Origin of the sequence: Halopseudomonas sp. (genome assembly GCF_036961105.1) — a bacterium.
Taxonomy (GTDB): Bacteria; Pseudomonadota; Gammaproteobacteria; order Pseudomonadales; family Pseudomonadaceae; genus Halopseudomonas.
Genome location: NZ_JBALWW010000002.1, coordinates 267,316 through 292,898, shown reverse-complemented (window position 1 = coordinate 292,898; position 25,583 = coordinate 267,316). Strand labels below are relative to the sequence as shown.

Below are 25,583 nucleotides of genomic sequence, written 5' to 3'. Positions count from 1 at the left end.
AGCCAGTTCGCAGGAGCCCATGGATGGCCCGTACCCTTCTCGCAATAGACAGCAGCGTAGTCACCCTCGCTGGGTGCTCATCTTCATTCTTGAGCTTCAAAGCCAACCAACCTGTATCTCAAACGGGCGAGCGCCCGCACCCGCTTAGCGGCACGAATGCGCGTGAAAGCATGAGGCCTGACATTTCATCCAGTATTATTGGATTCACAAAATACGGCAGTCACGCGAATACATCTGGCGCTTGGGGGTGCATATCTAAGTTATCGAGTTTTAATGTTTTCTTTATGGTTGGCCGGCTAAAAGGAGTCTTGATATGCGGAAGCGACTGATATGCAATCATAAAGCCGCCGGTCCAGTAAGCTGTTGGGCATCAACACACTCGCTCCGAGGCGACTGACCCCATGAATGCACGCACTCTAGGTACTCTGCTTCAATACGGTGTTGCTAGCGATCTGGCCGAAAAGGCTAACTTAGCTGGGCTAACTGTGACCAAGGCGAGATCACTTAGCCTGAAGGATATGGTTTCAAAGTTCGGTCTTTCCGAGGCTGAAGCGATGACCTTGAGCCACTGTGTACGGCGGGAATCAATCGACGAGCAAATTGTTCAGTTACTGCTGGAAAGCAGTAACTTCGTATGCAGTGTGTGCAAAGGTCAAAAGGGGCCTTCTTACGTCATTCACCACATAGTCGAATACGAAAAGACTCAGGACAACACCTACAACAATCTTATTGTCCTTTGCCCCGTCGATCACGACCTCGCGCACCAAGGCGGCCTCACCCTAAGGCTTACCGAATCTCAGCTGCGCACAACAAAAACGAAGTGGGAAAAACAGGTCGAGGTGGCGAATGCGCAAAGAGCAGCGCAATTAATCGACGTGAATGACGATGCAATTGACTACGTCAATGTGAAACGCATCGAAGAGTTGTGTGTTCGTCTCTTCAAGAAGATACCTCAAACAACGCTTGCAGCCAGCCTTCGCAGGGCAGGGATTTTGGGGGCTGGTGGCTCCTTTGACCAGAAGTATGTTCAGACACACTTGTCGGGAGGGCGCTACCTATTCGACTACATCACGCACCAAGAGACAGAGCACTACAAACAACTGATGCAGAAGATTGCCACGGTAACTAACTTCATCGATCTAGATGAAACTGCTAACGCAGGGCATTCCGCCCTGAAGGCGAGTGAAGGGCGGTATGCATTCTTCATCGGCGGTGTCTGTGCTAAAGGGCCGGACCTGCCTATCACTGCGAGTACGCCGACCATCCTGCTTCACTACTCACGAAAGCACCTTCGTATTGAATGGATACTAGATCCCATCTTCATGATGTCTATGTCAGCCATCACCCGAATTGGTGGCAAGAATCGCTACATCATCTATTGCCTTGTACGTACTGTTGAACTGCAAGCTGATAAGGTCACTCTAGTTCGGGCAAGTCCCCTTCTAATCGCTCAACCCAACAAATGGGTGCATAAGACGCCAGCAATTGCCTACGAACGGGAGTACGCCGAATACATTGATGATGATTTTGCGGACGATGATGCAGATGATGCCGAACCCGGCGGTGCAGGGGACGCTGCGCAGTGAAGCCGCGCAGCGCCCCTGACCTTGAACGTTAGTTCTTAGCCGAGTGAACGGATAACTCAAAATGATTAATGAATTCAAGGCTGACCTTAAAAGTTTAAGCAGCCTTCAAATCTACAGAAAGTACGTTCTTGGGGGAGATTGCCATCTCCTTGATAATCACCGGTTGTTTGAAATTCGCGAAACCATCTGTGAAAAATTTGAAATAGAGTTTAACGATGTGATTATGGTTGGGTCAGGTAAGTTGGGGTTTAGCATAAAGCCTTCGCGAAGATTTGGAATATTTAATGATGACTCTGATATAGATATCGCTATCGTATCAACGAAACTCTTCGAGCGAATTTGGCAAGAGGCTTATTTGTTTAAAAAGAGCGGCGCAGACTGGCCATCTTCAAACAAATTTTTCAAGTATCTTTCTGAAGGATGGATACGTCCCGATAAACTTCCACCAAGCAGCTACTTCGAGTTTACGGCTGACTGGTGGAATTTTTTCAACAATTTAACCAGTAGTAATAGATTTGGACCGTTTAAGGTGCGTGGTGGCTTGTACCATTCAAATTTTTTCTTACAAGAATATCAAATAATATGCATTGAACAGTGCATTCAGGAGGCATCTTAATGGACACATCAGCTTCAAATCGGCGCCTTCGAGTGCTTTTGACTGGCATTGGTAATAAAACCCTTATTCCTCAGCCAGACTTCCAAAGGCGGTTGGTCTGGACTAACAAGGATAAAATTGAATTCATCAAAACAGTTTTAGAAGGCTATCCGTTCCCTGAGATCTATATAGCTGCAGGTAAAGTAGACACTAAAACAGGCGAAGGCTCGGAGGTTCTTGTAGACGGCCAGCAGCGCATAACAACGCTATATCAGTATTTCAAAGCGTCACCAGATATCAGATTAGGTAGCAGTCTGCCAGCTTACTCTGATCTTGACGAAGACAAACAGATTGCCTTCCTTGAATATAAGGTTGTTATCAGAGACATGGGCAATATGCCCATCGAGCATATCAAAGAGGTATTCAAGCGAATCAATTCGACGAGCTATGGATTGAATGCAATGGAGTTGCATAATTCTCGGTTCGGAGGTGAATTTAAGCAATTTGCTGAAGAAATATCCAAGGCCGAAGTTTTCGAGCGCAATAGGGTTTTCACTTCTACCGATATTAAACGGATGAATGATGTCAAATTTTGTCTCGGCCTGATAATCACGATTATGACTACCTATTTCAATCGAGACAAAGAGCTAGAGCTATATCTCGAAAAATTCAACGAAGAGTTCCCCGAAAAAGACCGAGTAGATACGGAAATATCCGCGGTTTTTGAGTTCATAGATCGCCTGAATTTTGATAGTAACTCTAGGGCCTTTAAAAAGGCCGATTTCTACACCTTGTTCGTCGAAATTCACAGAGCTATAGTAAAAAGCGGACTTTCTATAAATGTCAGTGTATTAAGGGGCCGCCTAGATAATTTCTATGTTCGGGTGGACCGGGCAGCGGCTGGGGAGCTTGCTGATGATAAGCAAGCACAGGAGTATTACAACTCCGCACTTCAAGCCAGTAACGACAGAAGCAGCCGTATCACAAGAAGCAAGGCAATTTACGAACTAATCCAAGAGTCTAAAAACTAACAAGCAAAGGCAGCGGACCCGTGGCGCCGCTGCTTTGTGCGTTATGCGAATAAAGGAAAATTTTAGATGACGGTAAGCGTGTTTTTAAGTCATAACCATCGCGACAAGGATTTTGTAAGAAAGCTTGCGAGAGACTTGGAGAGCCATGGTGTTCGTTATTGGCTTGATGAAGCGGAAATGAAAATAGGCGATTCACTGATACAGAAAATACGAGAAGGTATTGATTTTGTAGACTTCTTCGCCGTTGTCTTATCTCCTAATTCTGTTGAAGCACCTTGGGTCGTAAATGAGCTTGATGTTGCTATTAATCACCAGATAAACGGAAAGCCTATTAAAGTGCTCCCTATTCTGCTCAAAGAGTGCGAGCTTCCCGGATTTCTGGTTGGGAAGCTTTATGGAGACTTTCAGAGAGAAGCTCAGTACGAAGACTCATTTAGAACGCTCATTAACAGTATCGGTTTAGTCTTCAATAAAAGCGTTATGAACTCTGAAAGAAGCTTAAACAGTCTTGGTACGGCGCTAGATAAAGCTTTCTTGAAAAGTTTGCCTCTAATGTCAAGACCTTTCCACAGGCCATTTCAGTATATGGGGATGCCCATTCACAAGGCTGAAGTAGAGGTTGGAGCTACTGCGAACTCTGTAGGTAACATTATCGTCGAGAATGATGATTGCAGAATGATCCTAGAGGCTGAAGGAAACTTCATTAGCTATGTAGAAGTTGATCTGAAAGCCACTGCTCCGCATAACCAAAATCAAGAGTTCGACTCAGAGCCCGTTCTTGGTGCTTTAAGCATTGGATTGACGGAACTTGATTTAGAAAGGAAGAAAACCCATTACCACACCTACTATGACCATAGAAGAAAGCTCAAAGTCAGTGTCTCATGCCTTTATGATGGAGCGCCGCTTACAGTGGCATTTAGTTCCAAATACTATGGAATGTAAATAGCATAACAAGTGCTCACCTCGCTCACCTCGCTCACCTCGCTCACCTCGCTCACCTCGCTCGCCGGGACCACGTGCCGCGGCCCCTTAGCTTAATCTTTGAGGCTGAAAAAAAACGGCGTCAGATGAAAATTTCTGATTTAAATTTTCATCTGACGCCAGCTAATCATTTCCATTCTAGCAACCCTTCGTCTGGTGGTGGATTGTGACGCATGACCATTGAGTCAAGCCGATCCCAATTTTCGCAGGCTCTAGGCCTAGGTGAACTGTTACAGGGGGGAGAGTTGAAATTCAAAAGTAGAGAAGAGCTCGCGGAATATGTAAATCACGGTAATAGCGTGAAGTACGTATTTTTTTGGGGGCACAAGAAGTCAGCGTCTGGCGTATCAAAAAGCTGTTTTAGCCAGTGGTACGAGGTGCGATTTGAATGCAACGGCATACAGTTCATGACGGCTGAGCATTACATGATGTATCGCAAGGCGTTACTTTTTGGTGATAGTGATGCTGCACAGAGAGTTTTAAACGCGAGCAATCCCGGAGAAGCGAAAGCCATCGGGCGAGAGGTCAAGGGTTTCGATCAAGAAAAGTGGGAAGCTTGTCGCTTTGAAATAGTGGTCTCCGGCAATTTAGCCAAGTTTAGCTACCATCCTGAGCTTAAAGAGTTTTTGCTTAACACGGGAAGCCGAGTTCTCGTTGAAGCTAGTCCAGTGGACAGGATTTGGGGGATTGGGTTGGAAAAAGGTGATTCGGCCTGCGAAAACCCAAACCTGTGGAAAGGCTCTAATCTATTAGGGTTTGCGTTAATGGAAGTACGTGATCAACTATCGCGTTAGGCTGCGCTCAATCGGGGCATGCACGACGTCTTTTTATATTGCCGCTTCGGCTGCATTTCAAGGCGCGCATTTTATATAGCATTAGGCGTAACCAATGAACCAGCCAGAATACATCCAAACTGTGGACGCGGTTCTAACGGAGCACACTGAATCTGCAGTGGAAACATTGCGTCGCGTACTTGATCTACTCCCCGAGATCGCGCAGGTGGTAACGCTCGACGTGATGGTTGATCAGGGAGCGGAAGGCTTTCTAACGGTTCAAGTCGGACTTGGTGGACCGAACTTGTACGTGCTAAACAAGTCGATCCATGCTCATAGAATCTTGTTCGATACCTTTATGACGCCTGATGGTCTAGTCCCAAACTTGCCGCTTATGGAAGGTAACGAATTCGATGTCGGGGACACCCTTACAGACTGCGCCGCAAGGTGGTTGGTTAAGGTCTGGAGAAGAGCCAACCACGACGCGCGCGGCCTGCCGGTGACTGTCGAGTCCCCAGAACGGTACGGAACAGCGTTGCCGATCAAGCTACAGTAACCTGCTGCCTAACCCATTGAGAGAACCAAGCCCTGCAAGCCAGCCTTGGTTTCATTCAAGCGTAACCATAAAGAGATCACGGAACCATGGAAAAAATCGTCGCGGGTCTGCTGGTGCTGGTAGGTATCATTCACCTGTTACCCGTTTCTGGCGTTCTTGGCGCCGAGCGCCTATCGGCTCTATACGGTGTGGCCCTCGGTGACCCAAACCTTGCGATTCTCATGCGCCATCGCGCTGTGTTATTCGGTCTGCTGGGGCTGTTTATGGTGTACGCCGCATTCAAACCTTCCCTTCAGCCGCTGGCACTCCTGGCAGGTTTGCTCAGTGTGGTGTCCTTCATGGCAATCGCCTGGTCCGTTGGCGGCTACAATGAAGCCATCCGCAAGGTTGTTATTGCAGATGTAGTTGCGGCAATTGCGCTTTGCATTGCCGGGGTTATCTATCTCGTCAGCCGATATCAAAGGTAACAAGGCCAGGCACAGCGACAGCCTTGCAGCTGCAGTTGAGCCTCCATCAAGCCGCGCGCTTGCGGTGTTTATTATGCCGACCCTCAGGGAAACCCTATGGCAATACAGCTGGTTCCGCTTATCAAAGCCCTTACGCCCATCGTGGCCTCGATCGCGAGCGCCGCTATTCCTGCATTCACCTCAAAAAAGTCCGAGGCAGCCAAGGAAGACCCCGTTCTAGCTCAACAGATCAAGGAGCTTCAGGACGCATCGACCGCCAACGCAAAAGAACTGCATGCGCTCGCCGAACACTTGAAGAAGGTAGTGGACGGTGCTGACGAAGCGGCGGCAATGGCTAAGCGCCAGATTGCCACCTATAGAAGGCTACTTTTTGTCAGCCTGGGCACGTCTGCCGCAGCGGTGCTTCTGGCAGTCGCTGCCCTGGTCAAATGAACTGATAATTCATTTACGCCGATACCGCCCCGCACGTGGGCTTCTCTCTGCGGAGAACCTGCAGACCCTGCCAGCTATGCGGTGTCGGCCTCGAAATTCGCGCTTAACGAAACGGGATGTCAGTAAAGGCGGGGGCTTGGCTCTACATCAGGTCTTTACGTGCCAGCGACCGCGCGCTCATTAAGCTGAACCTTTCCTTTTGTGCCGTGTTCAACAGGGAAATACCTACGTCACGCCGTTGACGTATGGCCTGCAACGAGCCTGCGCTCGGACCAATGCCGATGTAAAGGAGACACCATGAGCAAACAGATTGATGAGAATCTGCCCCCCGCCGAGTTTATTGACGATAGCTACAAGGGCTCGGACAAGTTGAAGGGTAAAGCCGTGCTGATCAGCGGCGGCGATAGTGGTATTGGCCGTGCGATTGCGCTGCATTTTGCGCGCGAAGGAGCCAAGGTCGCGATCATTTATCACAGTGATGCCGAGGCGGCGGAACACACGCGCAAGGGTATTCAAGCGGAGGGAGCGGACGCACTGGTAATTCAGGGGAACGTAGGCAGCAGCGCTGATTGCAACGCTGCCATCGCGCAGGTGATGGATGAGTGGGGCGCGCTGGACGTGCTGGTCAACAACGCCGGTTTCCAAAAGCCCTTTGCCAGCTTGAGCGACATCAGCGATGCAGAGTGGACCGCGCACTTTGATGTGAATATCCATGGCATGTTCTATCTGGCCCGCGCCGCGTTACCGCACCTGGGCGAGGGCGCGAGCATCATCAACACCACCTCCATCAATGCCTTTGCCGGTAACAAACATCTGGTGCCCTACACGGCAACAAAGGGGGCCATTAACGGTTTTACCCGTGCACTGGCGTTGCAATTGGCGAGCAAGGGCATTCGCGTCAATGAGGTGGCGCCCGGCCCCGTGGTCACCGGCATCCAGCTGACCTTCAAGGACTATGACGAAGACATACTGAAAGACATGGACAAGATGACGCCCATGCAGCGTGTCGGCCAGCCGCGCGAGCTGGGCGCGGCCTATGTCTACCTCGCCTGTAGAGACAGCGCCTTTGTCACCGGCCAAACCATCCACGTGAATGGCGGCATGATCGTCAATGGCTGAGGTGCCAATGGGCGAGCACGCGCACCATGGTCTGTGGCCAGAGCGCAGCGCGCACCGCGCCTGGCTGATAAGCCAGGGCCAAAGCCTGTTGCAGCACTACCAAGGGGCACAGGTGGCGGGCGGGTTTGGCAAGCTGAACGATGACGCGCAGTTGGAAAGCCCTTCGGCCGCCACCATAGTCACGGCGCGGATGGTCCACTGCTACAGCGTTGCCGCGCTCATGGGTGTGCCTGGCGCTGGGCCGCTGGCCGACCACGGCGTGGCCGCGCTGCTCGATGGCCCGCTGCGCGATCAGGAGCATGGTGGCTGGTTCGAGAGCGAGAGCCAAGGCAGTCGCAAACAGGCCTACGCGCATGCCTTCGTCGCGCTTGCTGCAGCGAGCGCCGTGATGGCGCATCGCACGCGCGCAGGGGAGTTGTGCGCTGCGGTTGTCTCGGTTATCAATCAGCACTTCTGGCTCGCTGGCGAGAAGGTCGTGGCGCCGAGCTTTGGTGCAGATTGGCACGATGGAGAAAACTACCGCGGCGCCAACGCCAATATGCACTCCACAGAGGCTTTTCTTGCGCTGGCCGATGCCACAGGTGATGCGCAGTGGCTGGATCGGGCGCTGAGTCTGGCGCAGCGGTTCTGTCACGATATTGCGCGTACGCACGGCTATCGGCTGCCGGAGCATTTCGATAGTAACTGGCAGGCGATGCCAGATTATCACCGCGATCAGCCAGCCGATGAACTGCGGCCCTGGGGTATGACGCCGGGGCATTTCGCGGAATGGAGCGGGTTGTTGCTCAAGCTGGAGGCTGCGCTGACAGCGCACGGACGCGACGTGCCAGGCTGGCTGTTGCAGGATGCGGTTGGACTCTTTGACAGTGCGCTGGCGCATGGCTGGGGTGCGGACGGTGCACCTGGCATGGTTTATACCCTCGGTTGGGATAATCAGGTGTCCATCGCCAATCGGCCGTGGTGGGTACAGGCGGAGACCGCCAATACCGCCTATATGTTGCTGCGGCGCACCGGTGATGCGCGCTTTGAAACAATCTACCGGATGGTCTGGGACTATATTGCCAGCACCTTCATCGACGACAAAGGCGGATGGCGCCTGGAAGTGGATCGAGCAGGGCAGCGCTCCTGGAGGATCTATCCGCTGCGCGAAGACCTCTACCATGCCTTCCAGGCCACCGTGATTCCCTTGCTGCCCATCAGCGCCTCGCTTGCCGGCGGCATTAAGCGCCATACACTCTGAGCGAATCATTCTGCGGAAAGATATCCTTCGCAACGCGAGGCGCTCATTGAAATGTTCCCTGATTACGGATATGTCAGGCCTGCGGTGTTTTGCTCTTCAGGGCGGCAAGTTGCTTTCCTCATAGTGGTCAGACTATGAGTAATCCGGTCCTGAGTATCAGAACGTGACCATGTCAGGCGAGCTTCCAAACGTCAGCCCGCATCATGCTCTCTGCGCAGGTGGCGAGGCTAGCCGAGAACACGCTAGCGCGGTATGGCGAAAGATTTTCCTGCCGGTACATGCGCAACGAGCTATTCTGGCGTCGGCCCTCTTTTGGGCAGCCTTGATTCGGTTCGGCTTCATCAATACTGCAGTCGAATTTATTCTTTCTAACCCCACCCAGGACCATTAAATTGATCACCCAAATACTCGTGCACACACCGCTCTGGGTCTATGGTCTTTTTGTTGGCTTGCTCGTATTTGGCTTGCAGCAGACGCGCAGCCGCAACGTCAATGTGTTTCTGGCCTTCCTGCTGCCGGTGGGAATGGTCGCGCTTTCCTTATCGGGTATCGGGTCAAGTTTCGGCATGCAGCTCGTGCCCTTGGCAATGTGGGCTTTTGGGCTGCTGAGTATCACCCTCATTGGCTATTTATTCCTGCGGGAAAAAAGCGTTGTTTTCAGCCCTTCCAGCCGTTCCTTCTTTATTCCCGGTAGCTGGGTCCCTCTGGCGGTCATCATGGCAATTTTCTTTGCCAAGTACCTGTTCGCGGTCATGCATGCGCTCGACGCGCAGGTGACCAGCTCCACGGGGTTTGTTGTCTCGCTAAGCCTGATCTACGGTTTGTTGAGCGGTTACTTTGCTTCAAGAGCTATCAACCTAGTATGCCAATACAGAGCGGCTACACTCCGTTGTGACGCTGACTTCAGCTAACCGACTTCAGGGAGGCTCTATGCAAAACCCCGCCAAAAACACAATCTGCCTCTGGTTCAACGGCGACGCAGAAGAGGCTGCGCGCTTTTACGCCGAGACTTTTCCGGATTCCTGGGTGGGTGAGATTCACCGCGCGCCCGGCGACTTTCCTGCGGGCAAGCAAGGCGATGTGCTTACGGTGTGGTTCAGCGTTATGGGCATTCCCTGCCTGGGCTTGAATGGCGGGCCGGCTTTTCAACACGATGAAGCGTTTTCGTTTCAGGTGGCGACTGCTGATCAGGCAGAAACCGACAAATACTGGAACGCCATTGTAGATAACGGCGGACAGGAGAGTGCCTGCGGTTGGTGCAAGGACAGGTGGGGTATTTCCTGGCAGATCACGCCTCTGGTCTTGACCCAGGCAATCAGCGACCCCGACCGAGCCGTGGCCAAGCGTGCTTTTGATGCGATGATGACCATGAGCAAGATAGACGTGGCGGCCATTGAAGCTGCGCGGCGCGGGTAGGGCGACTGGTGGGCGTGCAAGGGCACAGCAGAGTCATCATCGTCACGCGCTGGTGTGTTTAGAGGCCATTGCCATAGCCAGCCCCCTCCGGCCAAACACACGAGCGCAACCTGGAGCAGGTACGACGTCAGGAACAAAGCCTATGACGCAACATGACACCCACTCGGAATTCAGTGCTCGACTGCGCCGCCCGCGCGAAGCAGGCGAGGGCGGAGACGCATGGGCTTTTATCGTTCTCCCCAAAGAGGTCAGCGCCAAGCTGCCCAGGCGCGGCCGCACCACGGTGGCGGGCTGCATCAACGGGCAGGGGTTTCAGGCGCTGCTGGAGCCGGATGGGCAGAAGAGCCACTGGTTGAAGATAGAGGCTCAGCTGCTCAAGACGGCCGGCGCGGATTACGACCAGGTGGCTGAGTTCGAGGTACGCGCGGTCGATCAGGAGCCGGAACCCGAGGTGCCCAGCGATCTCACTGCAGCGCTGCAAGCCTGGCCTGAGGCGTTGGTGACCTGGCAGCAGACCACGCCGGTCGCGCGGCTGGACTGGATTCACTGGATTACCTCCGCCAAGCAAACAAAAACCCGCGCCAAGCGCATCAACGATGCCTGCGATATGCTCGCCTCCGGCAAGAAGCGAGTATGCTGCTTTGACCCTTCCGGCTTCTACAGCAAGGCTTTCAGTCCGCCGCAGGCGGCTGAGTAGCAGCCACCAATTGCGGGCATTCGGTTGGCGCATGGTATAGCGCCGCCCATGCTGACGGTGAGCGCCGTGACGCGAGCCATTTTATCTATCGTTGCGCCAATGAGAGGAATTTGCCGTGGCAGGGAAGTACCCAGACAAGATCAGAAGTTTACCGCTGTACGATGGCCGCTTTGAGGCCTACAAGTTGGCGGCAGAGGGCGCGGATGTGCTGTTTGCGTCCTACCCGGCTGGCACCCGCATTGCTGCGCATACCCACGAGACTGACAACTACGGCGTGATTATTCGCGGCGAGCTGATCCTGACCATGAACGGGCAGGTGGAACGCTTTGGCGTGGGCGATTGGTACCACGTGCCAGCCGGTGTGGAACACGCGGCAGACTTTGAGCAAGAGTCAGACGAGGTGGAGTTCTGGTTCAGGCAAGCGGACTGAGCCGCCGGCCTGATCGGGTTACGAATGGATAACGCAGGTAACCGAATCCTTGGCCAGAGGAATATGCTCAACCGCGTCTATCAGGCCGGTGCCCAAGGCTTCATCTGCGCTGAGAATACGTGGTGAGGCGGTCAGATAACTGCGCACATCCAACGGCTGCTCGGCGCCTTCGGTGCGTTCATCGACGATGCGGGTGTACAGGTCCAGATCGTAATCCAGGCTCATGGCGTATTCCGACATGCGAGCGTGATCCACCGAGCCGTGCAGCGACCAGTGGAAGGGATGGAACAGAAACTTGCTGATGGGCGCTGCGGTACGTCGCTCACCGGCTAGAAAGATGATGTTGCCCATGGATTCCACGGTGCCTAGATTGTGCGTATGCACGGGAACGGGCAGGGCCAGAAGAAAATTGTAGAGGGTGAAGCCGTAACTGCAGTCACCGCCCATGGTGGCGATCTTGATGGTCAGCTCAGTGGCATCGTGGTTGATGGCCTCGGAGCACTTTCTGATTAACTGGCCGCAGCTGCTGGAATTGATCGGCGCGGTGAAGGTGATCACATGACAGGTCATGGGCTTCTCCGTGGGGTTGCGAGTGTCGGTTGGCTGGGAGCGGTTTGACTATCCTTGATGACAGCCTAGCCAATCTGACCGAGGCTCGCAGAACAAAAAGTCGGGCGGGGAATCTAACCCCGCCCGTTCAGCCTCAGCTATTACGTCCGCCGCTGTGGCTGTTCTGGCCGCCTTTGCGGCCAGCTTCGGAAGCCTTCTCACGGTCATTGGCAAAATTGCCGCCGCTGTTCTGGCCGCCCTTGCTGCCTGCCTCCGATGCGCGCTGGGAGTCGTTGGCAAAGTTACCTCCGCTGTTCTGGCCTCCTTGGCTGCCGGCTTCCGATGCGCGCTGCGGGTCATTGGCGAAGTTGCCGCCACTGTTTTGCCCGCCCTTGCTGCCGATGTCCTGATAGAACTCCTTGTCGTGGGTTGAGGCGGTCTGCTGACCCCCTTTCTTGCCAGCTTCACTACGGTTCATGCCATCTCTGTTCGACATGTTGCATCTCCTATCGATTAGCAAAATATGAGTGATATCAAGGAGCTACCAAACAGGTTTGCGCAAGCAAACCATTTCAGGTGCCCTCACTGGGTACGAAAATGGGGTAGTGCAGAAGTTCAGAGAAAATTGAGGGTCAGAGCTCCGATAGCCTTCCCTGACGTATCGCAGGCCGTTATGGCGCTGTGCAAAAAAAAACGGGATCAGGTTTGAATCCTGATCCCGCTTTGCATCTAGCCTTTTTCTTTCAGCTTTCATACGGCCGCGCGAGCGGCTTACCGATAGTTGCCCGCGCGCAGCGCCGCAATACGCTCATCCAGCGGCGGGTGGCTCATCAGCAGACCGGCCAGGCCATGTTTCAAACCGCCGTTGATACCAAAGGCGGTCATTTCGCCAGGCATTTCTACGGGGATGCCTTGCTCGGCTTTCAAACGCTCCAGTGCGGCGATCATTGAGCCAGCGCCCACCAGCTGCGCACTGGCGGCGTCTGCGCGGAACTCACGCTGGCGCGAGAACCACATGACGATGATGCTGGCCAGAATGCCGAGAATCATCTCTGCAAAAATGGTCGCGATGAAGTAGCCGATACCGGGGCCGCTGCCTTCGTTCCTGAACACGGCGCGATCAACAAAATTGCCGATGATGCGCGCAAAGAACATGACAAAGGTGTTTACCACGCCCTGAATCAGGGTGAGGGTAATCATGTCGCCGTTGGCTACGTGGCCAACTTCGTGCGCCATTACGGCCTTGATTTCCGCCGGACTGAAGCGTTGCAGCATGCCTTCTGAAACCGCGACCAGAGAAGCATTCTTGTTCCAGCCGGTGGCGAAGGCGTTGGGCGCGCGGGACGGGAAAATGGCGACTTCCGGCATGCCGATGCCGGCGTTGCGGGCCAGTTCTTCCACGGTCTTGACCAGCCATTGCTCCTGCTGGGTGCGTGGCTGCTCGATCACACGGGCACCAGTGCTGCGCTTGGCCATCCATTTGGACAGAAACAGCGAGACAAAGGAGCCGGCAAAACCGATTACGGCACAGAAGATCAGCAGCGCCTGCAGGTTCATGCCGCCCTGGCCATCGTGAATATTACCCACGCCAAGCAGGCTCAGGGTAATGCTGGCCACCAGCACTACGGCAAGGTTGGTCGCCAGAAACAATAGAATGCGCATCATGATTTGAATCTTTCCTGTATGTAGATAAATCTGCTCGCCGGACGATGCAGGCGAGGCTCTATTCTGAGCTTATATTGGGCACGAGAGGTGAGCTTTCAACGTCGACTCTATGACAAAAAATGTCATGGCCGGTTTTGGATAGAGGATGGTGCTCAGCTGTTGCGGATAAAGCAGCGCTGCACCGTCTCGTACACCAGGCTGCTGGAGCCGCTGTTGATGGCGTCGCGCAGCTGTTGGGCGAGGGTGGCGCGCTGACGGGCAATACTGGCCGGCAGGGCGGGGTCACGCTCGCCAGGCTCGGCGCGTGAGAGCAATACGAATGCACGTTCGCTGAGGCAGGCCTGGTCTATGGCTTCCTGGCGGATGGTGTCGCCATAGCGCAAGAAACCTTCGTCGGCGAGCCAGAGCATGGCGCTGAAACAGGCCAACTGACGCGGGGCGGGCACGCCGAAGGCATCGGGCTCGTGTTCGCCAATCAGATCGCTGACAAAGAGCGCCGCAGGCTGCGGGAAGCGGTTGTACAGCGCCACCAGGATGCGCGCCACATCCTGGTGGAAGTCTTCTATGTGCAGGTCAGCCACGCAGCGCCTTACTGCTTGTAGGTCTTGAGGAAGTTGGCGATACGCCCGATGGCCATTTCCAGATCGTCCTTGCGCGGCAGCGAGACAATACGGAAATGGTCCGGCCAGGGCCAGTTGAAGGCCGTGCCCTGCACGATGAGGATTTTCTCCTGCAGCAGCAGGTCGAGCACCATCTTTTCATCGTTGTGAATCGGGTAGACCTTGGGGTCGAGCCGCGGGAACAGATAGAGCGCGCCCTTGGGCTTGGTGCAGCTGACGCCGGGAATCTCGTTGAGCAACTCCCAGGCAGTGTCGCGCTGCTCGAGCAGGCGACCGCCAGGCAGAATCAGATCGTTAATGCTCTGATAGCCGCCCAGCGCAGTCTGGATCGCGTGCTGCGCCGGCACGTTGGCGCACAGACGCATGGAGGCGAGAATCTCCAGCCCTTCCAGATAGCTTTTGGCGTGCTGCTTGGGCCCGCTGATGATCATCCAGCCTGAACGAAAGCCAGCTACCCGGTACGACTTGGACAGCCCGTTAAAGGTCAGACAAAGCACGTCCGGTGCCACGGCCGCGACTGACTCGTGCTCGACGCCGTCGTACAGGATCTTGTCGTAGATCTCATCGGCAAACAGAATCAGGTCGTTTTCACGCGCTACCTGGGCCAATTGCTCCAGCACCTCGCGCGGGTACACGGCGCCGGTGGGGTTGTTGGGGTTGATGATCACCAGCGCCTTGGTGTTGCTGGTGATCTTGCTGCGAATGTCTTCAATGTCGGGATACCAGTCCGACTGCTCGTCGCACAGATAGTGCACCGGCTTGCCGCCGGAGAGGCTGACAGAAGCGGTCCAAAGCGGGTAGTCCGGCGCCGGGATCAGCACTTCGTCACCGTTGTTGAGCAAGCCCTGCATGGCCATGACGATCAACTCGGACACGCCGTTGCCCAGATAGATGTCATCAATGCCGACATTGGGGATGTTCTTGGTCTGGGTGTAGTGCATTACTGCTTTGCGGGCAGAGAACAGACCGCGCGAGTCGCTATAGCCCTGGGCCGTGGACAGGTTGAGGATAACGTCCTGCAGGATCTCTTCCGGCGCTTCAAAACCGAAGGGCGCAGGGTTGCCGATGTTCAGCTTGAGAATGCGATGGCCTTCTTCTTCGAGGCGCTTGGCGTGCCGCAGCACTGGGCCGCGAATGTCGTAGCAGACGTTGGCCAATTTGTTGGACTTGCTAACCTGCATGGTGCTTACCTTGTGGATCCAGGGCTGATGAGCATGTCAGGGAGGGGGTGATGGACTGCCATCCCTGAGCGATTGGAAAACGACCATCATACGTCTTGCGTGGCTACCTGTGAAAGCCTGTGTTAGTGATTCTGGGTGGGGAAAATGCAGAAAGTGTGCAGCTGTATTGGTGTTTGTGGGTTTTGACTGAAATGCATAAAGGCACGGAGGCTGCGAAGCACTGTGTTAACTTGCGGCGGTAGGCTAATCAGCGTTTTCGCCTCTAGGCGAGTCAAGGGGGCGTGCTTGCCCATGCCCCCTTAACAATCCCCCAGGGCACCCAGCTGCGCGGCGCTACGGGTTCGCTGCGTTGCTCGATCCGCCGGGGATACACCTCGCCGGCCGCTCACAAACTCGTCGCTGTGCGATTCAGCCAGTCCTCATTCGCATCAGCATTGCAGGTGATCGAACCAGCAAAGCACATCGCTTAGAGACAGGAAAACAACTGCAGGGCTTTCTTGCTGATTCAAATCCTAACTGGTGCTTGAGTTTGCCAGAGAAAAGCAGCCGCCGGTTGCGTGCGCTTTCTATGAGCGCCGCCATGCCTATTTTAAGTTGCGCGCAAATAAATTGCATGCAAGTTAATATGCGCTAAGCTGTACTGACCTCACCTAACAATACTCCCAAGGAGCATCCCCCATGGCGGACCAACTGCTACAGATCCCCTGTACCACCATCGACAACCGTGAAAGCTGCCTGGCCGACCTGGATGGCAAGGCCTATCTGGTGGTCAATACCGCCAGCAAGTGCGGCTTTACCCCGCAGTACAAGGGGCTGGAGGCTTTGTGGCAGGACTATCAGGCCAAGGGGCTGCGGGTGGCAGGCTTTCCGTGCAACCAGTTTGGCGCGCAGGAGCCGGGTGATGAGGGCCAGATTTCCGAGTTTTGCGAGCTGAATTACGGTGTGAGCTTTCCGCTGTTCAAGAAAATCGACGTGAACGGCGACCAGGCGCATCCCCTGTTTGTGCAGCTCAAATCCCAGGCGCCGGGCTTGCTGGGCAGCAAGGGCATCAAGTGGAATTTCACCAAGTTTCTGGTTAACGGCCAAGGTAAGGTAGTCAAGCGTTATGCGCCCACCACCAAACCGGAAGATTTGCGCGCCGATATCGAGGCGTTGTTGAGCTGAACTCTCAGCAACAAAGCTGGCTCAGTTGCCCGGCGGCTTGCTGAGCCAGCGCTGCAGAATGCTTTGTAAATCTTCGCGCTTGAAGGGCTTGGCCAGGTAATCGCTCATGCCAGCTTCCTGGCAGCGTTGGCGATCTTCATGCAGCGCGTTGGCTGTGAGCGCAATGATCGGCAAGTGCTGCCAGCGCGGATCGGCGCGCATGCGGCGGCTGGTTTCGTAACCGTCCAGCACCGGCATGTTGCAGTCCATGAGGACCAGCGCGTAATCATTTTCTTCCAGCATGCTCAGCGCGATTTCGCCATGTTCGGCCAGGTCTACTTCGTAGCCCAGGCGGCTGAGCATGCCCTTGGCGACCATCTGGTTCACGGCGTTGTCCTCTACCAGCAGCAGGCGTTGGCCGATAGGCAGTACGGTATTTTCGTTTGCCGGTTGCTTGTCGCTGAGAACGCCGAACAGCTCATCTATTGCCTGCGCCAGGCGGCGCCGGGAAGGCGGTGAGGCAACCTGTTGGCGAATCCCGAACTGCTGGGCCTTGTCGGCAGGCAGCAGGCGGCTGTAGCTGCAAACCAGGAGGCGCGGTGTATCTGGCTGCAATGCCGCGAGCCGTTGCGCCAGTATGGGGCTGTCAATCAGCCAGAAATCGATATTGTCGGATACCTGCGGCAGGGGGCTCAGCGGTTGGTAATCAATCAGCTGACAGGTCATGCCCCAACTGCGCAGTAACTCGTCCAGCACCTGGCCCTGTAAATGGCTGCTCTGGTTCCAGATCAGCACCGAGCGCGGCGCTGGGGTTGGGAATGCCGGCTGCTGTTCGTAGGAGGCCAGCGGAATCAATACGCTGAAGCTGCTGCCCTGACCCAGGGTCGAGGTGACGGTCAGATCACCCGCCATGGCATCGGTCAGGCTCTTGCACAGCGCCAGGCCCAGACCGGTACCGCCAAAGCGTCGTGAAATATGCGCATCGGCCTGGGTGAAGGGCGAGAATATGCTCTCCAGGGCATCTTCGGCGATGCCTATGCCGGAATCGGAGACGGTGATGCGCACGTGCTGATCGGCAGTGCCGCCGCGCTCCAGGCCGAGCGTCAATGCCACATGTCCCTGTTCGGTGAACTTCAGCGCGTTGGACAGCAGATTGCTGACGATCTGCCGGATGCGCGTGGGGTCGCCAAGCAGCATGCCGGGCAGGCGCGGGTCAATGCGGCAGGTCAGCTCGATATCCTGCTTGCCGGCATTCTGCGACAGCAGGCTGGCGGTTTCTTCCAGCAGCGCGCCAAGATCGAAGGGGATGCGTTCGAGCTGCAGTTTGCCGGCTTCGAACTTGGACAGATCAAGAATGTCGTTGAGCAGTGCGACCAGTACCTTGCCGGAATCGTAGGCGATGGACAGTTGCTGTTTCTGCTCGTTGTTCAGCGGGCTGTCGAGCGTCAGGCCGATCATGCCCAGCAGGCCATTGATCGGCGTACGAATTTCGTGGCTCATGTTGGCCAGAAATGCCGAACGCGCGCGCGCCATGTCGAGCGCCTCTTCGCGTGAATACTCCAGATCCTGGTTCGAGCGACGCAGCTGGGCGTTGGTTTCCTGCAGCTCATTGGTGCGCGACTCGACGATACTTTCGAGCTCTTCCAGGTACTTGCGCAGGCGCTCCTCGGCGCGCAACTTCTGGCGCATGTTGACGTCGATGCTTTGCAGCTGACGGTTGATTACCTCGACCAGAGCGCCGATCTCGTCGCGCTCGTGACCATCGGGGCAGGGCAGGCGGCTACGCTCGCCTTCGGTCTTCATGTTCAACAGGTCGTTGATCAGGCGTACCAGCGGCTTGGTCAGCATGCCGTAGAACAGCACCATGAGAATCAGCGACAGCACCAGGCTGAGAATGAAGCCCGAGAGCATGGTCAGCCCGGCGCGGCGCAAAAAGCTGGCGCCCTGGTGGAAGGTGTCTACCTCGATCACCAGGTGGCCCAGCAATTCGTTGGGCGCGTGTTCTACATAGAGCGGATGCGAGTAGTCGCGGCGGCGCTTGAACAGCGCATCGCTGACAACCCGGTAACGGCTGGTGGCCATCGGGCGGCTGACACTGGCCAGGGCAATGCCATTGTTGTCGATGATCTCGGCGCGAATCACCGGCGGCGCTTGCAGCAAGCCGTTCACCAGCTCCAGCGCCAGCTCGGCGTCGATGTTGTAGGCAATGCGCGAAGCCGGCCCCAGGCTGACGTTGATCTGCGCCTGCACCGCCTCGTCTATGGCGGCGTCTTCGGAGCGATAATCGACCATCACCTGTATCAGCCCCAACAAGGTGCCGAGAATAAATGCTGCCAGCACCCCGAGGCGGGTCTGCTTGAATGACAGGCGGTTGGTCAGGCGGATGTCCATATGGGCAACTACGATCCTTTTGGTTCGATCTCAGAAGCTTAGCGCACTATCGGTCCTATGCAGACCCATGCTGTGCCTGGCTGGCCGGTTTTGCTGCGGCGTGGCATTCTTGCATGATTTGGCGTGCCAGGAGAGTGCAATGTCTGAAGTAACTGCGCCGGTTTTCATGCAGCGGGTAATGGATTTTATCGAGCGCTTTGAAACCACGCTACCGGCGGTGGCTGAGTCCGTTGATTGGGAACATTGCTTTGCCGCGCGCTGGAGCTTTGAAGCGGGCCGGGTGTCGCTCAAGCCGTTGCAGGTCGATCTGCAGACGCGGCTTGCGGACCTGGTTGGGGTCGAGCGACAGAAATCAATGCTGCAGGCCAATACGGCCCAGTTCGTTGCCGGGCTGCCGGCCAACAACGCGTTGCTGTGGGGCGCGCGGGGCACTGGCAAGTCGTCACTGGTGCGGGCGCTGCTGAGCGAATATGCCGGCCAGGGTATGCGCCTGATCGAGGTCGACAAGGAAGATCTGGTGCACCTGTCGCCTTTGCTGCCGCTGCTGGCCGGGCAGCCTTGGCGCTTTGTGCTGTTCTGCGACGATCTTGCTTTCGAGGCGGGCGATAGCGGTTACAAAGCACTGAAAACGGTGCTTGATGGAACAGTTGAGGCCAGCCCGGAAAACATTCTCTTGTACGCCACCTCCAACCGGCGGCACTTGCTGCCGGAGCAGGCCAGCGACAATCTGGCAGCGCGCCAGGTGGATGGTGAGATTCACCCGGGCGAGGCGGTCGAGGAGAAAGTGGCACTGTCGGATCGCTTCGGTCTCTGGGTGTCGTTCTACCCTTTCTCGCAGGAGCACTATCTGAACGTGGTGCAGCATTGGCTCGCGCAGTTGGCGCAGGAGCACGCTTTGCAGTGGGAGTGGACCGAGGAGTTGCAGAAAGAGGCTATCCGCTGGGCAACCGGGCGTGGCAACCGCAATGGGCGCTGCGCCTACCAGTTTGCCCGTGCCTGGGTAGGGCGGCAGTTGTTGGGCTGATAGTGCGGGGCTGTGGGCCCCGCGTTGTTACAGATTTAAAGCCGACCGGTGAGCTTGGCTACCAGTTGATGTTCCGCCGGCAGCAGACCAGAGACGCTGGAGCGCGACGTTACCCGGCTGAGCAGAGATGAGAGTCCGGGCCAGCGGTACTCGTCTATCAGCTCGCCACCGTGCGCCATGTTGATCAGCTGACAGCTTACCGCTATATCCGCCATGCTGAATTGCTGGCCCAGAAAATAGGGTCCATTGCCCAACTCGCTTTCCAGATAATCCAGCAGCGGCGGCAGATGCTGCTGCAGCGCTGCGTCAATCAATGCCTGATCGGTCTGCTCGCCATAGTTGGGCGCCACCACCCGCTGAAAAAACACCGCGAAGGTGCTGAAGGGCGCGAGCTCGTAATCGGCGTATTTTTCCAGCCAGCGCACGCGGGCACTCTGAACCGGAGTGGTTCCGTACAGTGGCTCACCGCCGCGACTGTCCTGCAGGTACTGGCCGATAACGGCGGAGTCGGCCAGGGTGAAATCACCGTCCTTGATTGCGGGGATGCGGCCAAGCGGGCTGATCTCGGTGTACCAGTCGGGTTTGCCACGCGGCGGAATGTGTTGGTGTTGGTATTCGATTTGCTGCTCGGCGAGCTGGATGCGAATCTTGCGTACAAAGGGCGACAGTATGGCGCCGTAGAGGGTCAGGGCCATTGGGTTTTCCGTATGGGCTATCTGCGGGCTCGGCGGGCCAGGACCCGCCGCATTTGAAGGTTAATCGTCGTAAACGGCTTTCTTTTTCCAGAGATCGTCAGCGCTCTCCATTTCTTCCATGCCGGCATCCAGTTCGCTGGGCGCTCCGGTAGGTGCCTGGTCCTGCGCAATCACTGCTGCCTGGGCGCGCTGCAACAACGCATGGTACTGCTTGAGATGCTCATTGAATGCCGGGTTGTTCAGTTTGGTCAGGTAGGCAATGGCGCGCTCGTATTGGAGTTTGGCAACGCGAGGCTTGCCCTGTTGCATGCCTTGCTTGGCGGTAGCATTGAAGGTGTCGAGAGTGGCTGTCACCAGATATTGGCGGATCTGTGCCGACCACTTTTTCAACGCCGCCTTGTCGATCAGGCCATCGGCCTCGGCCTGTTGTAGCTGTTTGTGCAGATTCTCCAGCTGGATGCGGGCCTCTTTGCCCTTTGCTTCGGTATCCAAGGTGACTGGCGCGTTGCTCGGGGGTTGGTTCTGCTCAAGCTGCGCGCGAGAAGCGGCCAGACGTTTGTTGACGTCCTCCGCATTCTTGTTGATGCGCGCCAGCTTCTCCAGCAATTGGACCTCAATGTGCAGCAGCAGGGTGCCGAGTTCTGCTGGCAGGAACTGACCGGGCAACGCAGCCATGATGCCGTTGCCAATCTTGATACGGGCAGAGATCTCCGCCGCTTGGCGCGCGCGCTCCAGGCGAGCGCGTTCCAATCCGTGGCTGATGAACCCGATGCTGATAAGAACCAGCAGCCCGGCTGCCAGCAAACCGCCAATTAGAAGTGGTGACACTTTTTCTTCTCTCTTTTATGTGTCCTAGGTTCCGAGCGGGTTCTCTACAGGAGCGGGTTCAGCCGCTACCCACTCGCTCGCCACTGATAGCCCTGCGCTCAGAGCGCTGAATCGCCTTGCTCTGCTATGAGCTATCACTTTCGCATCATGGCTGAGACAGCAACACCGGACAAGCTTTTTTCTACCGTTGGTCCGATGGCCGCCTTCTGTACCGATTTGCCTCAGGCCCTCGGTTGACGCGGCTTTATCTGCAGTGTCAGATTGTTGGCTTGGTCCTGAAGAAAAAAACCTGAAAAAAGATTGGGTTGAGGGGTTGACGATATTTCAGACCATGCATAAAATGCGCGCCACTTGCAGCGAACAACACGCAGCAGGTAGCCAGGGTTAACACCTCGGCACAGAGAAGTCCGGATACGTCCCCTTCGTCTAGTGGCCTAGGACACCGCCCTTTCACGGCGGTAACAGGGGTTCGAGTCCCCTAGGGGACGCCATTTTTACCGGCACATGTGAGTGTGTCAGGGTCGCAAGACCTGGGGCTATAGCTCAGCTGGGAGAGCGCCTGCATGGCATGCAGGAGGTCAGCGGTTCGATCCCGCTTAGCTCCACCATTTTATAAGGCCGGCATTTATGCCGGCTTTTTTTTGTTTGTTTTTTTGGCTTTGCAGTTGGTTTTTTTGGAGCGAGCTTTAAACGTTTTGCCGATCATGTTTAGTGGCTAGCTCATTTCCGTGCCGCTTTTTGTAGCCGGCCTTTCGCCTTTGCCGGCGAGTTACTTTTCTTTGAATGGCCAAAGAAAAGGTAACCAAAAGAAATCCACCCCCCCCCCAAGCTGGCCTTCGGCTTCTCTGCGTTACTCGGTGTTGGGCGGCGTCGCGGAAACTCGCTTCGCTCAAACAGTCCGCCCCGCTATTCGCCCAACCCCTGCGTTACTCGACAGCTTGGAACGGGGACGAAAGGCTGGAGATCTGTATGGCTTTCGGGTTTGGTTATTTGGTCCAATCTTGAACTTCAAAACCCGCAGCTGCACGGACTGCATAGTCCCATCTGAGGGGGCGAGTAGCGCAGAGCTGCCGGGAAAAAGGCGCTTGCGGTGTCTGAGCGAAGCGAGTTTGCAAGCGTCCCCGGCAGCTTGAGCAACGCAGCGGACCCGCAGGGCCGCGCAGCTGGGTGCCCTGGGGGATTGCTAAGGGGGCATGGGCAAGCATGCCCCCTTGGCTCGCCTAGAGGCGAAAACAAAAAATTAGCCAAGCTCCACTAGTTGAGTGGCCAGTATTTCTAACGACCCTACATTGATTTTAAGCTTTAAGCTTCAAGCTTCAAGCTTCAATCAAACAATCCACCCGCCAATTCACCTGCTCATCAAACTGCTCCATGCGCAGCCCATGAATATCATTGGCAAAACCCGGGAACTGCTCTTCAAGCTCGATGGCGGCTGCAAGGTAATCCGCGATGAAGCTGTTGTCGTGCGGGAAACGCTCGCCGGGCATGATCACCGGTATGCCCGGCGGGTAGGGCACCAGCATGACCGCGCTGAGGCGACCCGCAAGTGCGCTGACAGGGACTGACTCCACCTGGCCTCTGACCATCTGCTGGTAAGCGTCGGCGGGGCGCAGGCTGATCTGCGGCAGCGTGGTGTACATCTGCCGCATCAATCTGATCAGGCTGTGTTTCTTGTAGCACTGGTGCAGGCGCTCGCCCAGGGTGCGCAAACCCAGGCCCTGGTAACGCGGATGCTGTGCCAGGCTGGGCAGGGTGACTTCCAGCGGTGCGTCCTGATCATAAAGACGCTTGAATTCGCGCAGCTCCGAAAGCAGGGTGCTCCATTTGCCCTTGGTGATGCCGAGGGAAAACAGGATCAGAAAGGAGTACAGGCCGGTTTTCTCTACTACCAGGCCCCGCTCGGCAAGAAAGCGGGTAACCAGTGCGGCGGGAATGCCGGTCTTCGCCAGGCGGCCCTTTTCTTCCACGCCGGGCGTCAGCAGGCTGACCTTGATCGGGTCGAGCATGGCAAAGTTGTCGCTCATGTGCCCAAAGCCGTGCCATTCCGCCTGATCGTCCAGGGTCCAGTCGGTCGCCTGCAGTTCGGTTTTCGCGAGCGCCGATTCCGGTTCCCAGACATCGAACCACCACTGCTCCTCGGGCATCTGCTCGGCAGTTTGCGCCATGGCGCGGCGAAACGACAGGGCTTCGTCGAGCGTCTCCTGCACCAATGACCTGCCCGCCGGCCCGGCCATCATGCCGGTGGCTACGTCGATGGAGGCGATCATGCCGTAGTGCGGCGAAGTGGAGGTATGCATCATGTAGGCTTCGTTGAAGCGCTCATGGTCGAGCTGCTGCTCGGCACTGTCCTTGGCGAGAATGATCGAGGCCTGCGAGAGCGCGGCCAGTACCTTGTGCGGTGACTGGGTGGCAAACACCAGCGGGTGCTGCGTGCGCGGCGCGCCGGGCTGCTCGCTCATGCCGTGCCGCCCGTGATAGAAGGGGTGAAAGGCGGCGTAGCCGTACCAGGCCTCGTCAAAGTGGAGCACGTCGACGCTGTCCTGCAACTGCTCCTTGATCATCTCGGTGTTGTAGCAAAGGCCGTCGTAGGTGGAATTGGTAAGCACGGCCAGCTTGATCTTGCGCTTGCGCCCGTCAAGTAGCGGGTGCTGGGCGATCAGTTGCTGCAGCGCAGCAGGGCTGAAGGCTTCGCGGCAAATGGGGCCAATAATCCCGTAATCGTTGCGCGAGCCACTGAGGTAGATGGGTATGGCGCCGGTCATGATGATCGCATGCAGAATCGACTTGTGGCAGTTGCGATCGACCAGCACCAGGTCATCGCGGGTGACATAGGCATGCCAGATGATCTTGTTGGAGGTGGAGGTACCGTTGACGACGTAAAAGCTGTGGTCGGCGCCAAAGGTGCGTGCGGTATTGGCTTCGGCTTCGGCGACAGGGCCGGTGTGATCGAGTAGCGAGCCGAGCCCTGGCACGGAGACGGAAAGGTCCGAACGCAGGGTGTTTTCGCCAAAGAAGTCGTGGAAGGCGCGCCCCACCGGACTCTTGCGAAAGGCGACGCCACCGCCGTGACCGGGCGAATGCCACGAATAGCTGGAGCGCGCTGTGTAGGCGAGCAGCGCCTTGAAAAACGGCGGCAACAGCTGGCTCAGGTAGCTGCGCGCGGTGCGGGCAATCTGGCCGGCGATGAAGGGCAGGGTATCTTCAAACAGGTAGATGATGCCGCGAATCTGGTGCAGCTCGCGCAGTTCGGCGAGCAATTCTGGCGCGATGCTCTGGCGCGTGCTCAGAGCCATGATCGGCAGTTCCGGCGAGCGGCTGTGGGCCGCGCTGAACAGAGCCTCGACCTCATCAAGGGCCACGTCGCTGTCGGGCGTAAAGAGAATGCAGGAGAGTCCGCGATGGGCTTCGGCAATCAGCCGGCCTTCATCCAGTGACTCGGCGCCCAGCACTTCAAAGCCTTCGCCATCGAGCGCCTTGAACAGGGCGTCCAGTTGCGTGCCTGCCACATTCGACAAGCCGATAGCGGGGTTGATGACCAGAATAGGGAAATTCAGGTGCTTGAACATAACAGCCTTGTGCATGTGTGAGTATGTGCTCAGCCTATGCCAGATTGCCCGGTCTTGCCTACGTCAAGGCCGTTAAAGAGGTGTCTTTGTAGTACCATCGGACATCCAACCAAGGTGGCCGTACCCGGTCACGTGTGCCTAGGAGATGCGCTTTTGAATTGGGATCTGCACAATCCGCATACGCTGGATATTCTGGTTCGCGCCGCGGACATAGACGAGCTGGGGCACGCCAACAATACCGTTTACGTTAGTTGGCTGGAGCGCTGCGCCTGGGAGCACTCGATGTCGCTGGGGCTGGGGCTGGTTGAATACCGTGAGCTGGACCGGGCGATGGCGGTATTGCGCCACGAAATCGATTATCTGGCTGCCGCCTACGAAGGTGATGAGCTGGTGATGGCAACCTGGATTGTTCACTGGGACAAGAAACTGCGCATGACGCGGCACTTTCAGCTCTGCCGCAAGCGCGATGGCGTGACGCTGCTCAGAGCGCGTACTACCTTTGTCTGTATCGAACTGAGTAGCGGCCGACCCAAGCGGATGCCAGAGGTGTTTATCGAGCAGTACGGCAAGGGGCTGACCGAAGCCAGCCCCGAGTAAA

Annotated in this window: 26 protein-coding genes and 2 tRNA genes; 19 read left to right on the top strand and 9 right to left on the bottom strand. The window is 56.2% G+C overall.

Features of this window, described 5'->3' with window-relative positions:
- Positions 1-401 precede the first annotated feature (401 nt).
- The 14 genes from V7756_RS04150 to V7756_RS04085 all read left to right on the top strand — a co-directional run bounded on the left by V7756_RS04150 (position 402) and on the right by V7756_RS04085 (position 11,323).
- Complete coding sequence (locus V7756_RS04150; protein WP_335608885.1) at positions 402-1,586, top strand: HNH endonuclease signature motif containing protein; 1,185 nt, start codon at positions 402-404, stop codon at positions 1,584-1,586.
- Positions 1,587-1,647: 61 nt separating this feature from the next.
- Positions 1,648-2,202, top strand: a complete 555-nt coding sequence (locus tag V7756_RS04145; protein ID WP_335608884.1) for a hypothetical protein — start codon at positions 1,648-1,650, stop codon at positions 2,200-2,202.
- Positions 2,202-3,212: a DUF262 domain-containing protein gene (locus tag V7756_RS04140; RefSeq protein WP_335608883.1), complete on the top strand. Its 1,011-nt coding sequence runs from the start codon at positions 2,202-2,204 to the stop codon at positions 3,210-3,212. Before V7756_RS04145 ends, V7756_RS04140 begins: the two co-directional genes overlap by 1 nt.
- Before the next feature lie 66 nt (positions 3,213-3,278).
- A complete protein-coding gene (locus V7756_RS04135; protein ID WP_335608882.1) occupies positions 3,279-4,154 on the top strand; it encodes a toll/interleukin-1 receptor domain-containing protein in 876 nt (291 codons plus the stop codon).
- Positions 4,155-4,366: 212 nt separating this feature from the next.
- Positions 4,367-4,987 (top strand): NADAR family protein, encoded by a 621-nt coding sequence (locus V7756_RS04130; RefSeq protein ID WP_335608881.1) that lies wholly within the window; start codon positions 4,367-4,369, stop codon positions 4,985-4,987.
- A gap of 94 nt (positions 4,988-5,081) precedes the next feature.
- On the top strand, positions 5,082-5,522 hold the full coding sequence (locus V7756_RS04125; protein ID WP_335608880.1) for a DUF6389 family protein: 441 nt from the start codon (positions 5,082-5,084) through the stop codon (positions 5,520-5,522).
- 86 nt (positions 5,523-5,608) lie between these two features.
- Entirely contained in the window at positions 5,609-5,989 is a 381-nt protein-coding gene (locus V7756_RS04120; RefSeq protein ID WP_335608879.1) for a phosphopantetheine adenylyltransferase, read from the top strand.
- 96 nt (positions 5,990-6,085) lie between these two features.
- Positions 6,086-6,421 carry a hypothetical protein gene (locus V7756_RS04115; protein ID WP_335608878.1) on the top strand — a complete coding sequence of 112 codons (336 nt, stop codon included), beginning with the start codon at positions 6,086-6,088 and terminating at the stop codon, positions 6,419-6,421.
- 297 nt (positions 6,422-6,718) lie between these two features.
- On the top strand, positions 6,719-7,540 hold the full coding sequence (locus tag V7756_RS04110; protein WP_335608877.1) for an SDR family oxidoreductase: 822 nt from the start codon (positions 6,719-6,721) through the stop codon (positions 7,538-7,540).
- Positions 7,533-8,780: an AGE family epimerase/isomerase gene (locus V7756_RS04105; RefSeq protein WP_335608876.1), complete on the top strand. Its 1,248-nt coding sequence runs from the start codon at positions 7,533-7,535 to the stop codon at positions 8,778-8,780. The genes V7756_RS04110 and V7756_RS04105 overlap by 8 nt, the downstream gene beginning before the upstream one ends.
- A 392-nt stretch (positions 8,781-9,172) precedes the next feature.
- Positions 9,173-9,691: a DUF6622 family protein gene (locus V7756_RS04100; protein WP_335608875.1), complete on the top strand. Its 519-nt coding sequence runs from the start codon at positions 9,173-9,175 to the stop codon at positions 9,689-9,691.
- A 19-nt stretch (positions 9,692-9,710) separates the two neighbouring features.
- Positions 9,711-10,196, top strand: a complete 486-nt coding sequence (locus tag V7756_RS04095; RefSeq protein WP_335608874.1) for a VOC family protein — start codon at positions 9,711-9,713, stop codon at positions 10,194-10,196.
- Between the two features lie 142 nt (positions 10,197-10,338).
- A complete protein-coding gene (locus V7756_RS04090) occupies positions 10,339-10,893 on the top strand; it encodes a YdeI/OmpD-associated family protein (protein ID WP_335608873.1) in 555 nt (184 codons plus the stop codon).
- Between the two features lie 115 nt (positions 10,894-11,008).
- Positions 11,009-11,323 (top strand): cupin domain-containing protein, encoded by a 315-nt coding sequence (locus V7756_RS04085; RefSeq protein ID WP_335608872.1) that lies wholly within the window; start codon positions 11,009-11,011, stop codon positions 11,321-11,323.
- A gap of 18 nt (positions 11,324-11,341) precedes the next feature.
- Here the strand turns inward: V7756_RS04085 and V7756_RS04080 are convergent, their stop codons facing one another.
- From V7756_RS04080 to V7756_RS04060, 5 genes are all read right to left on the bottom strand, one after another.
- Positions 11,342-11,893, bottom strand: a complete 552-nt coding sequence (locus V7756_RS04080) for an ATP-dependent Clp protease proteolytic subunit (RefSeq protein WP_335608871.1) — start codon at positions 11,891-11,893, stop codon at positions 11,342-11,344.
- Positions 11,894-12,026: 133 nt separating this feature from the next.
- A complete protein-coding gene (locus tag V7756_RS04075; RefSeq protein WP_335608870.1) occupies positions 12,027-12,368 on the bottom strand; it encodes a general stress protein in 342 nt (113 codons plus the stop codon).
- 275 nt (positions 12,369-12,643) lie between these two features.
- The gene (gene htpX, locus V7756_RS04070) at positions 12,644-13,537 is read right to left on the bottom strand and encodes a protease HtpX (RefSeq protein ID WP_335608869.1); all 894 of its coding nucleotides are present in this window, start codon (positions 13,535-13,537) and stop codon (positions 12,644-12,646) included.
- 152 nt (positions 13,538-13,689) lie between these two features.
- Positions 13,690-14,118 carry a hypothetical protein gene (locus V7756_RS04065; RefSeq protein WP_335608868.1) on the bottom strand — a complete coding sequence of 143 codons (429 nt, stop codon included), beginning with the start codon at positions 14,116-14,118 and terminating at the stop codon, positions 13,690-13,692.
- A gap of 8 nt (positions 14,119-14,126) precedes the next feature.
- Positions 14,127-15,338 carry a pyridoxal phosphate-dependent aminotransferase gene (locus V7756_RS04060; RefSeq protein WP_335608867.1) on the bottom strand — a complete coding sequence of 404 codons (1,212 nt, stop codon included), beginning with the start codon at positions 15,336-15,338 and terminating at the stop codon, positions 14,127-14,129.
- Positions 15,339-16,016: 678 nt separating this feature from the next.
- On the opposite strand from V7756_RS04060, the gene V7756_RS04055 reads away from it, so the two are divergent.
- On the top strand, positions 16,017-16,502 hold the full coding sequence (locus V7756_RS04055; RefSeq protein WP_335608866.1) for a glutathione peroxidase: 486 nt from the start codon (positions 16,017-16,019) through the stop codon (positions 16,500-16,502).
- Positions 16,503-16,523: 21 nt separating this feature from the next.
- On the opposite strand, the gene V7756_RS04050 is transcribed toward V7756_RS04055, so the two are convergent.
- The gene (locus tag V7756_RS04050) at positions 16,524-18,872 is read right to left on the bottom strand and encodes an ATP-binding protein (RefSeq protein WP_335608865.1); all 2,349 of its coding nucleotides are present in this window, start codon (positions 18,870-18,872) and stop codon (positions 16,524-16,526) included.
- A 139-nt stretch (positions 18,873-19,011) separates the two neighbouring features.
- On the opposite strand from V7756_RS04050, the gene V7756_RS04045 reads away from it, so the two are divergent.
- Positions 19,012-19,896, top strand: a complete 885-nt coding sequence (locus tag V7756_RS04045; RefSeq protein WP_442908946.1) for an ATP-binding protein — start codon at positions 19,012-19,014, stop codon at positions 19,894-19,896.
- Between the two features lie 35 nt (positions 19,897-19,931).
- Here the strand turns inward: V7756_RS04045 and V7756_RS04040 are convergent, their stop codons facing one another.
- Together V7756_RS04040 and V7756_RS04035 are read right to left on the bottom strand one after the other, a co-directional pair.
- Positions 19,932-20,591 carry a glutathione S-transferase family protein gene (locus V7756_RS04040; RefSeq protein ID WP_335608864.1) on the bottom strand — a complete coding sequence of 220 codons (660 nt, stop codon included), beginning with the start codon at positions 20,589-20,591 and terminating at the stop codon, positions 19,932-19,934.
- A gap of 60 nt (positions 20,592-20,651) precedes the next feature.
- A complete protein-coding gene (locus V7756_RS04035) occupies positions 20,652-21,419 on the bottom strand; it encodes a hypothetical protein (RefSeq protein ID WP_335608863.1) in 768 nt (255 codons plus the stop codon).
- Positions 21,420-21,834: 415 nt separating this feature from the next.
- Here V7756_RS04035 and V7756_RS04030 point away from each other — a divergent pair.
- Positions 21,835-21,910, top strand: a tRNA-Glu gene (locus V7756_RS04030).
- A gap of 41 nt (positions 21,911-21,951) precedes the next feature.
- Positions 21,952-22,027, top strand: a tRNA-Ala gene (locus V7756_RS04025).
- A 708-nt stretch (positions 22,028-22,735) separates the two neighbouring features.
- On the opposite strand, the gene V7756_RS04020 is transcribed toward V7756_RS04025, so the two are convergent.
- The gene (locus V7756_RS04020) at positions 22,736-25,000 is read right to left on the bottom strand and encodes an Orn/Lys/Arg decarboxylase N-terminal domain-containing protein (protein ID WP_442908945.1); all 2,265 of its coding nucleotides are present in this window, start codon (positions 24,998-25,000) and stop codon (positions 22,736-22,738) included.
- Between the two features lie 138 nt (positions 25,001-25,138).
- Between V7756_RS04020 and V7756_RS04015 the strand changes: the two genes are divergently transcribed.
- Positions 25,139-25,582 (top strand): acyl-CoA thioesterase, encoded by a 444-nt coding sequence (locus V7756_RS04015; protein WP_335608862.1) that lies wholly within the window; start codon positions 25,139-25,141, stop codon positions 25,580-25,582.
- The last annotated feature ends 1 nt before the right edge of the window (position 25,583 follow it).

Excerpts from the sequence above, each read along its gene's own strand:
- V7756_RS04150 (WP_335608885.1), top strand. The coding sequence starts at position 402 with ATGAATGCACGCACTCTAGGTACTCTGCTTCAATACGGTGTTGCTAGC.
- V7756_RS04145 (WP_335608884.1), top strand. The coding sequence starts at position 1,648 with ATGATTAATGAATTCAAGGCTGACCTTAAAAGTTTAAGCAGCCTTCAA.
- V7756_RS04140 (WP_335608883.1), top strand. The coding sequence starts at position 2,202 with ATGGACACATCAGCTTCAAATCGGCGCCTTCGAGTGCTTTTGACTGGC.
- V7756_RS04135 (WP_335608882.1), top strand. The coding sequence starts at position 3,279 with ATGACGGTAAGCGTGTTTTTAAGTCATAACCATCGCGACAAGGATTTT.
- V7756_RS04130 (WP_335608881.1), top strand. The coding sequence starts at position 4,367 with ATGACCATTGAGTCAAGCCGATCCCAATTTTCGCAGGCTCTAGGCCTA.
- V7756_RS04125 (WP_335608880.1), top strand. The coding sequence starts at position 5,082 with ATGAACCAGCCAGAATACATCCAAACTGTGGACGCGGTTCTAACGGAG.
- V7756_RS04120 (WP_335608879.1), top strand. The coding sequence starts at position 5,609 with ATGGAAAAAATCGTCGCGGGTCTGCTGGTGCTGGTAGGTATCATTCAC.
- V7756_RS04115 (WP_335608878.1), top strand. The coding sequence starts at position 6,086 with ATGGCAATACAGCTGGTTCCGCTTATCAAAGCCCTTACGCCCATCGTG.
- V7756_RS04110 (WP_335608877.1), top strand. The coding sequence starts at position 6,719 with ATGAGCAAACAGATTGATGAGAATCTGCCCCCCGCCGAGTTTATTGAC.
- V7756_RS04105 (WP_335608876.1), top strand. The coding sequence starts at position 7,533 with ATGGCTGAGGTGCCAATGGGCGAGCACGCGCACCATGGTCTGTGGCCA.
- V7756_RS04095 (WP_335608874.1), top strand. The coding sequence starts at position 9,711 with ATGCAAAACCCCGCCAAAAACACAATCTGCCTCTGGTTCAACGGCGAC.
- V7756_RS04090 (WP_335608873.1), top strand. The coding sequence starts at position 10,339 with ATGACGCAACATGACACCCACTCGGAATTCAGTGCTCGACTGCGCCGC.
- V7756_RS04080 (WP_335608871.1), bottom strand. The coding sequence starts at position 11,893 with ATGACCTGTCATGTGATCACCTTCACCGCGCCGATCAATTCCAGCAGC.
- V7756_RS04075 (WP_335608870.1), bottom strand. The coding sequence starts at position 12,368 with ATGTCGAACAGAGATGGCATGAACCGTAGTGAAGCTGGCAAGAAAGGG.
- htpX (WP_335608869.1), bottom strand. The coding sequence starts at position 13,537 with ATGATGCGCATTCTATTGTTTCTGGCGACCAACCTTGCCGTAGTGCTG.
- V7756_RS04060 (WP_335608867.1), bottom strand. The coding sequence starts at position 15,338 with ATGCAGGTTAGCAAGTCCAACAAATTGGCCAACGTCTGCTACGACATT.
- V7756_RS04055 (WP_335608866.1), top strand. The coding sequence starts at position 16,017 with ATGGCGGACCAACTGCTACAGATCCCCTGTACCACCATCGACAACCGT.
- V7756_RS04050 (WP_335608865.1), bottom strand. The coding sequence starts at position 18,872 with ATGGACATCCGCCTGACCAACCGCCTGTCATTCAAGCAGACCCGCCTC.
- V7756_RS04045 (WP_442908946.1), top strand. The coding sequence starts at position 19,012 with ATGTCTGAAGTAACTGCGCCGGTTTTCATGCAGCGGGTAATGGATTTT.
- V7756_RS04040 (WP_335608864.1), bottom strand. The coding sequence starts at position 20,591 with ATGGCCCTGACCCTCTACGGCGCCATACTGTCGCCCTTTGTACGCAAG.
- V7756_RS04020 (WP_442908945.1), bottom strand. The coding sequence starts at position 25,000 with ATGCACAAGGCTGTTATGTTCAAGCACCTGAATTTCCCTATTCTGGTC.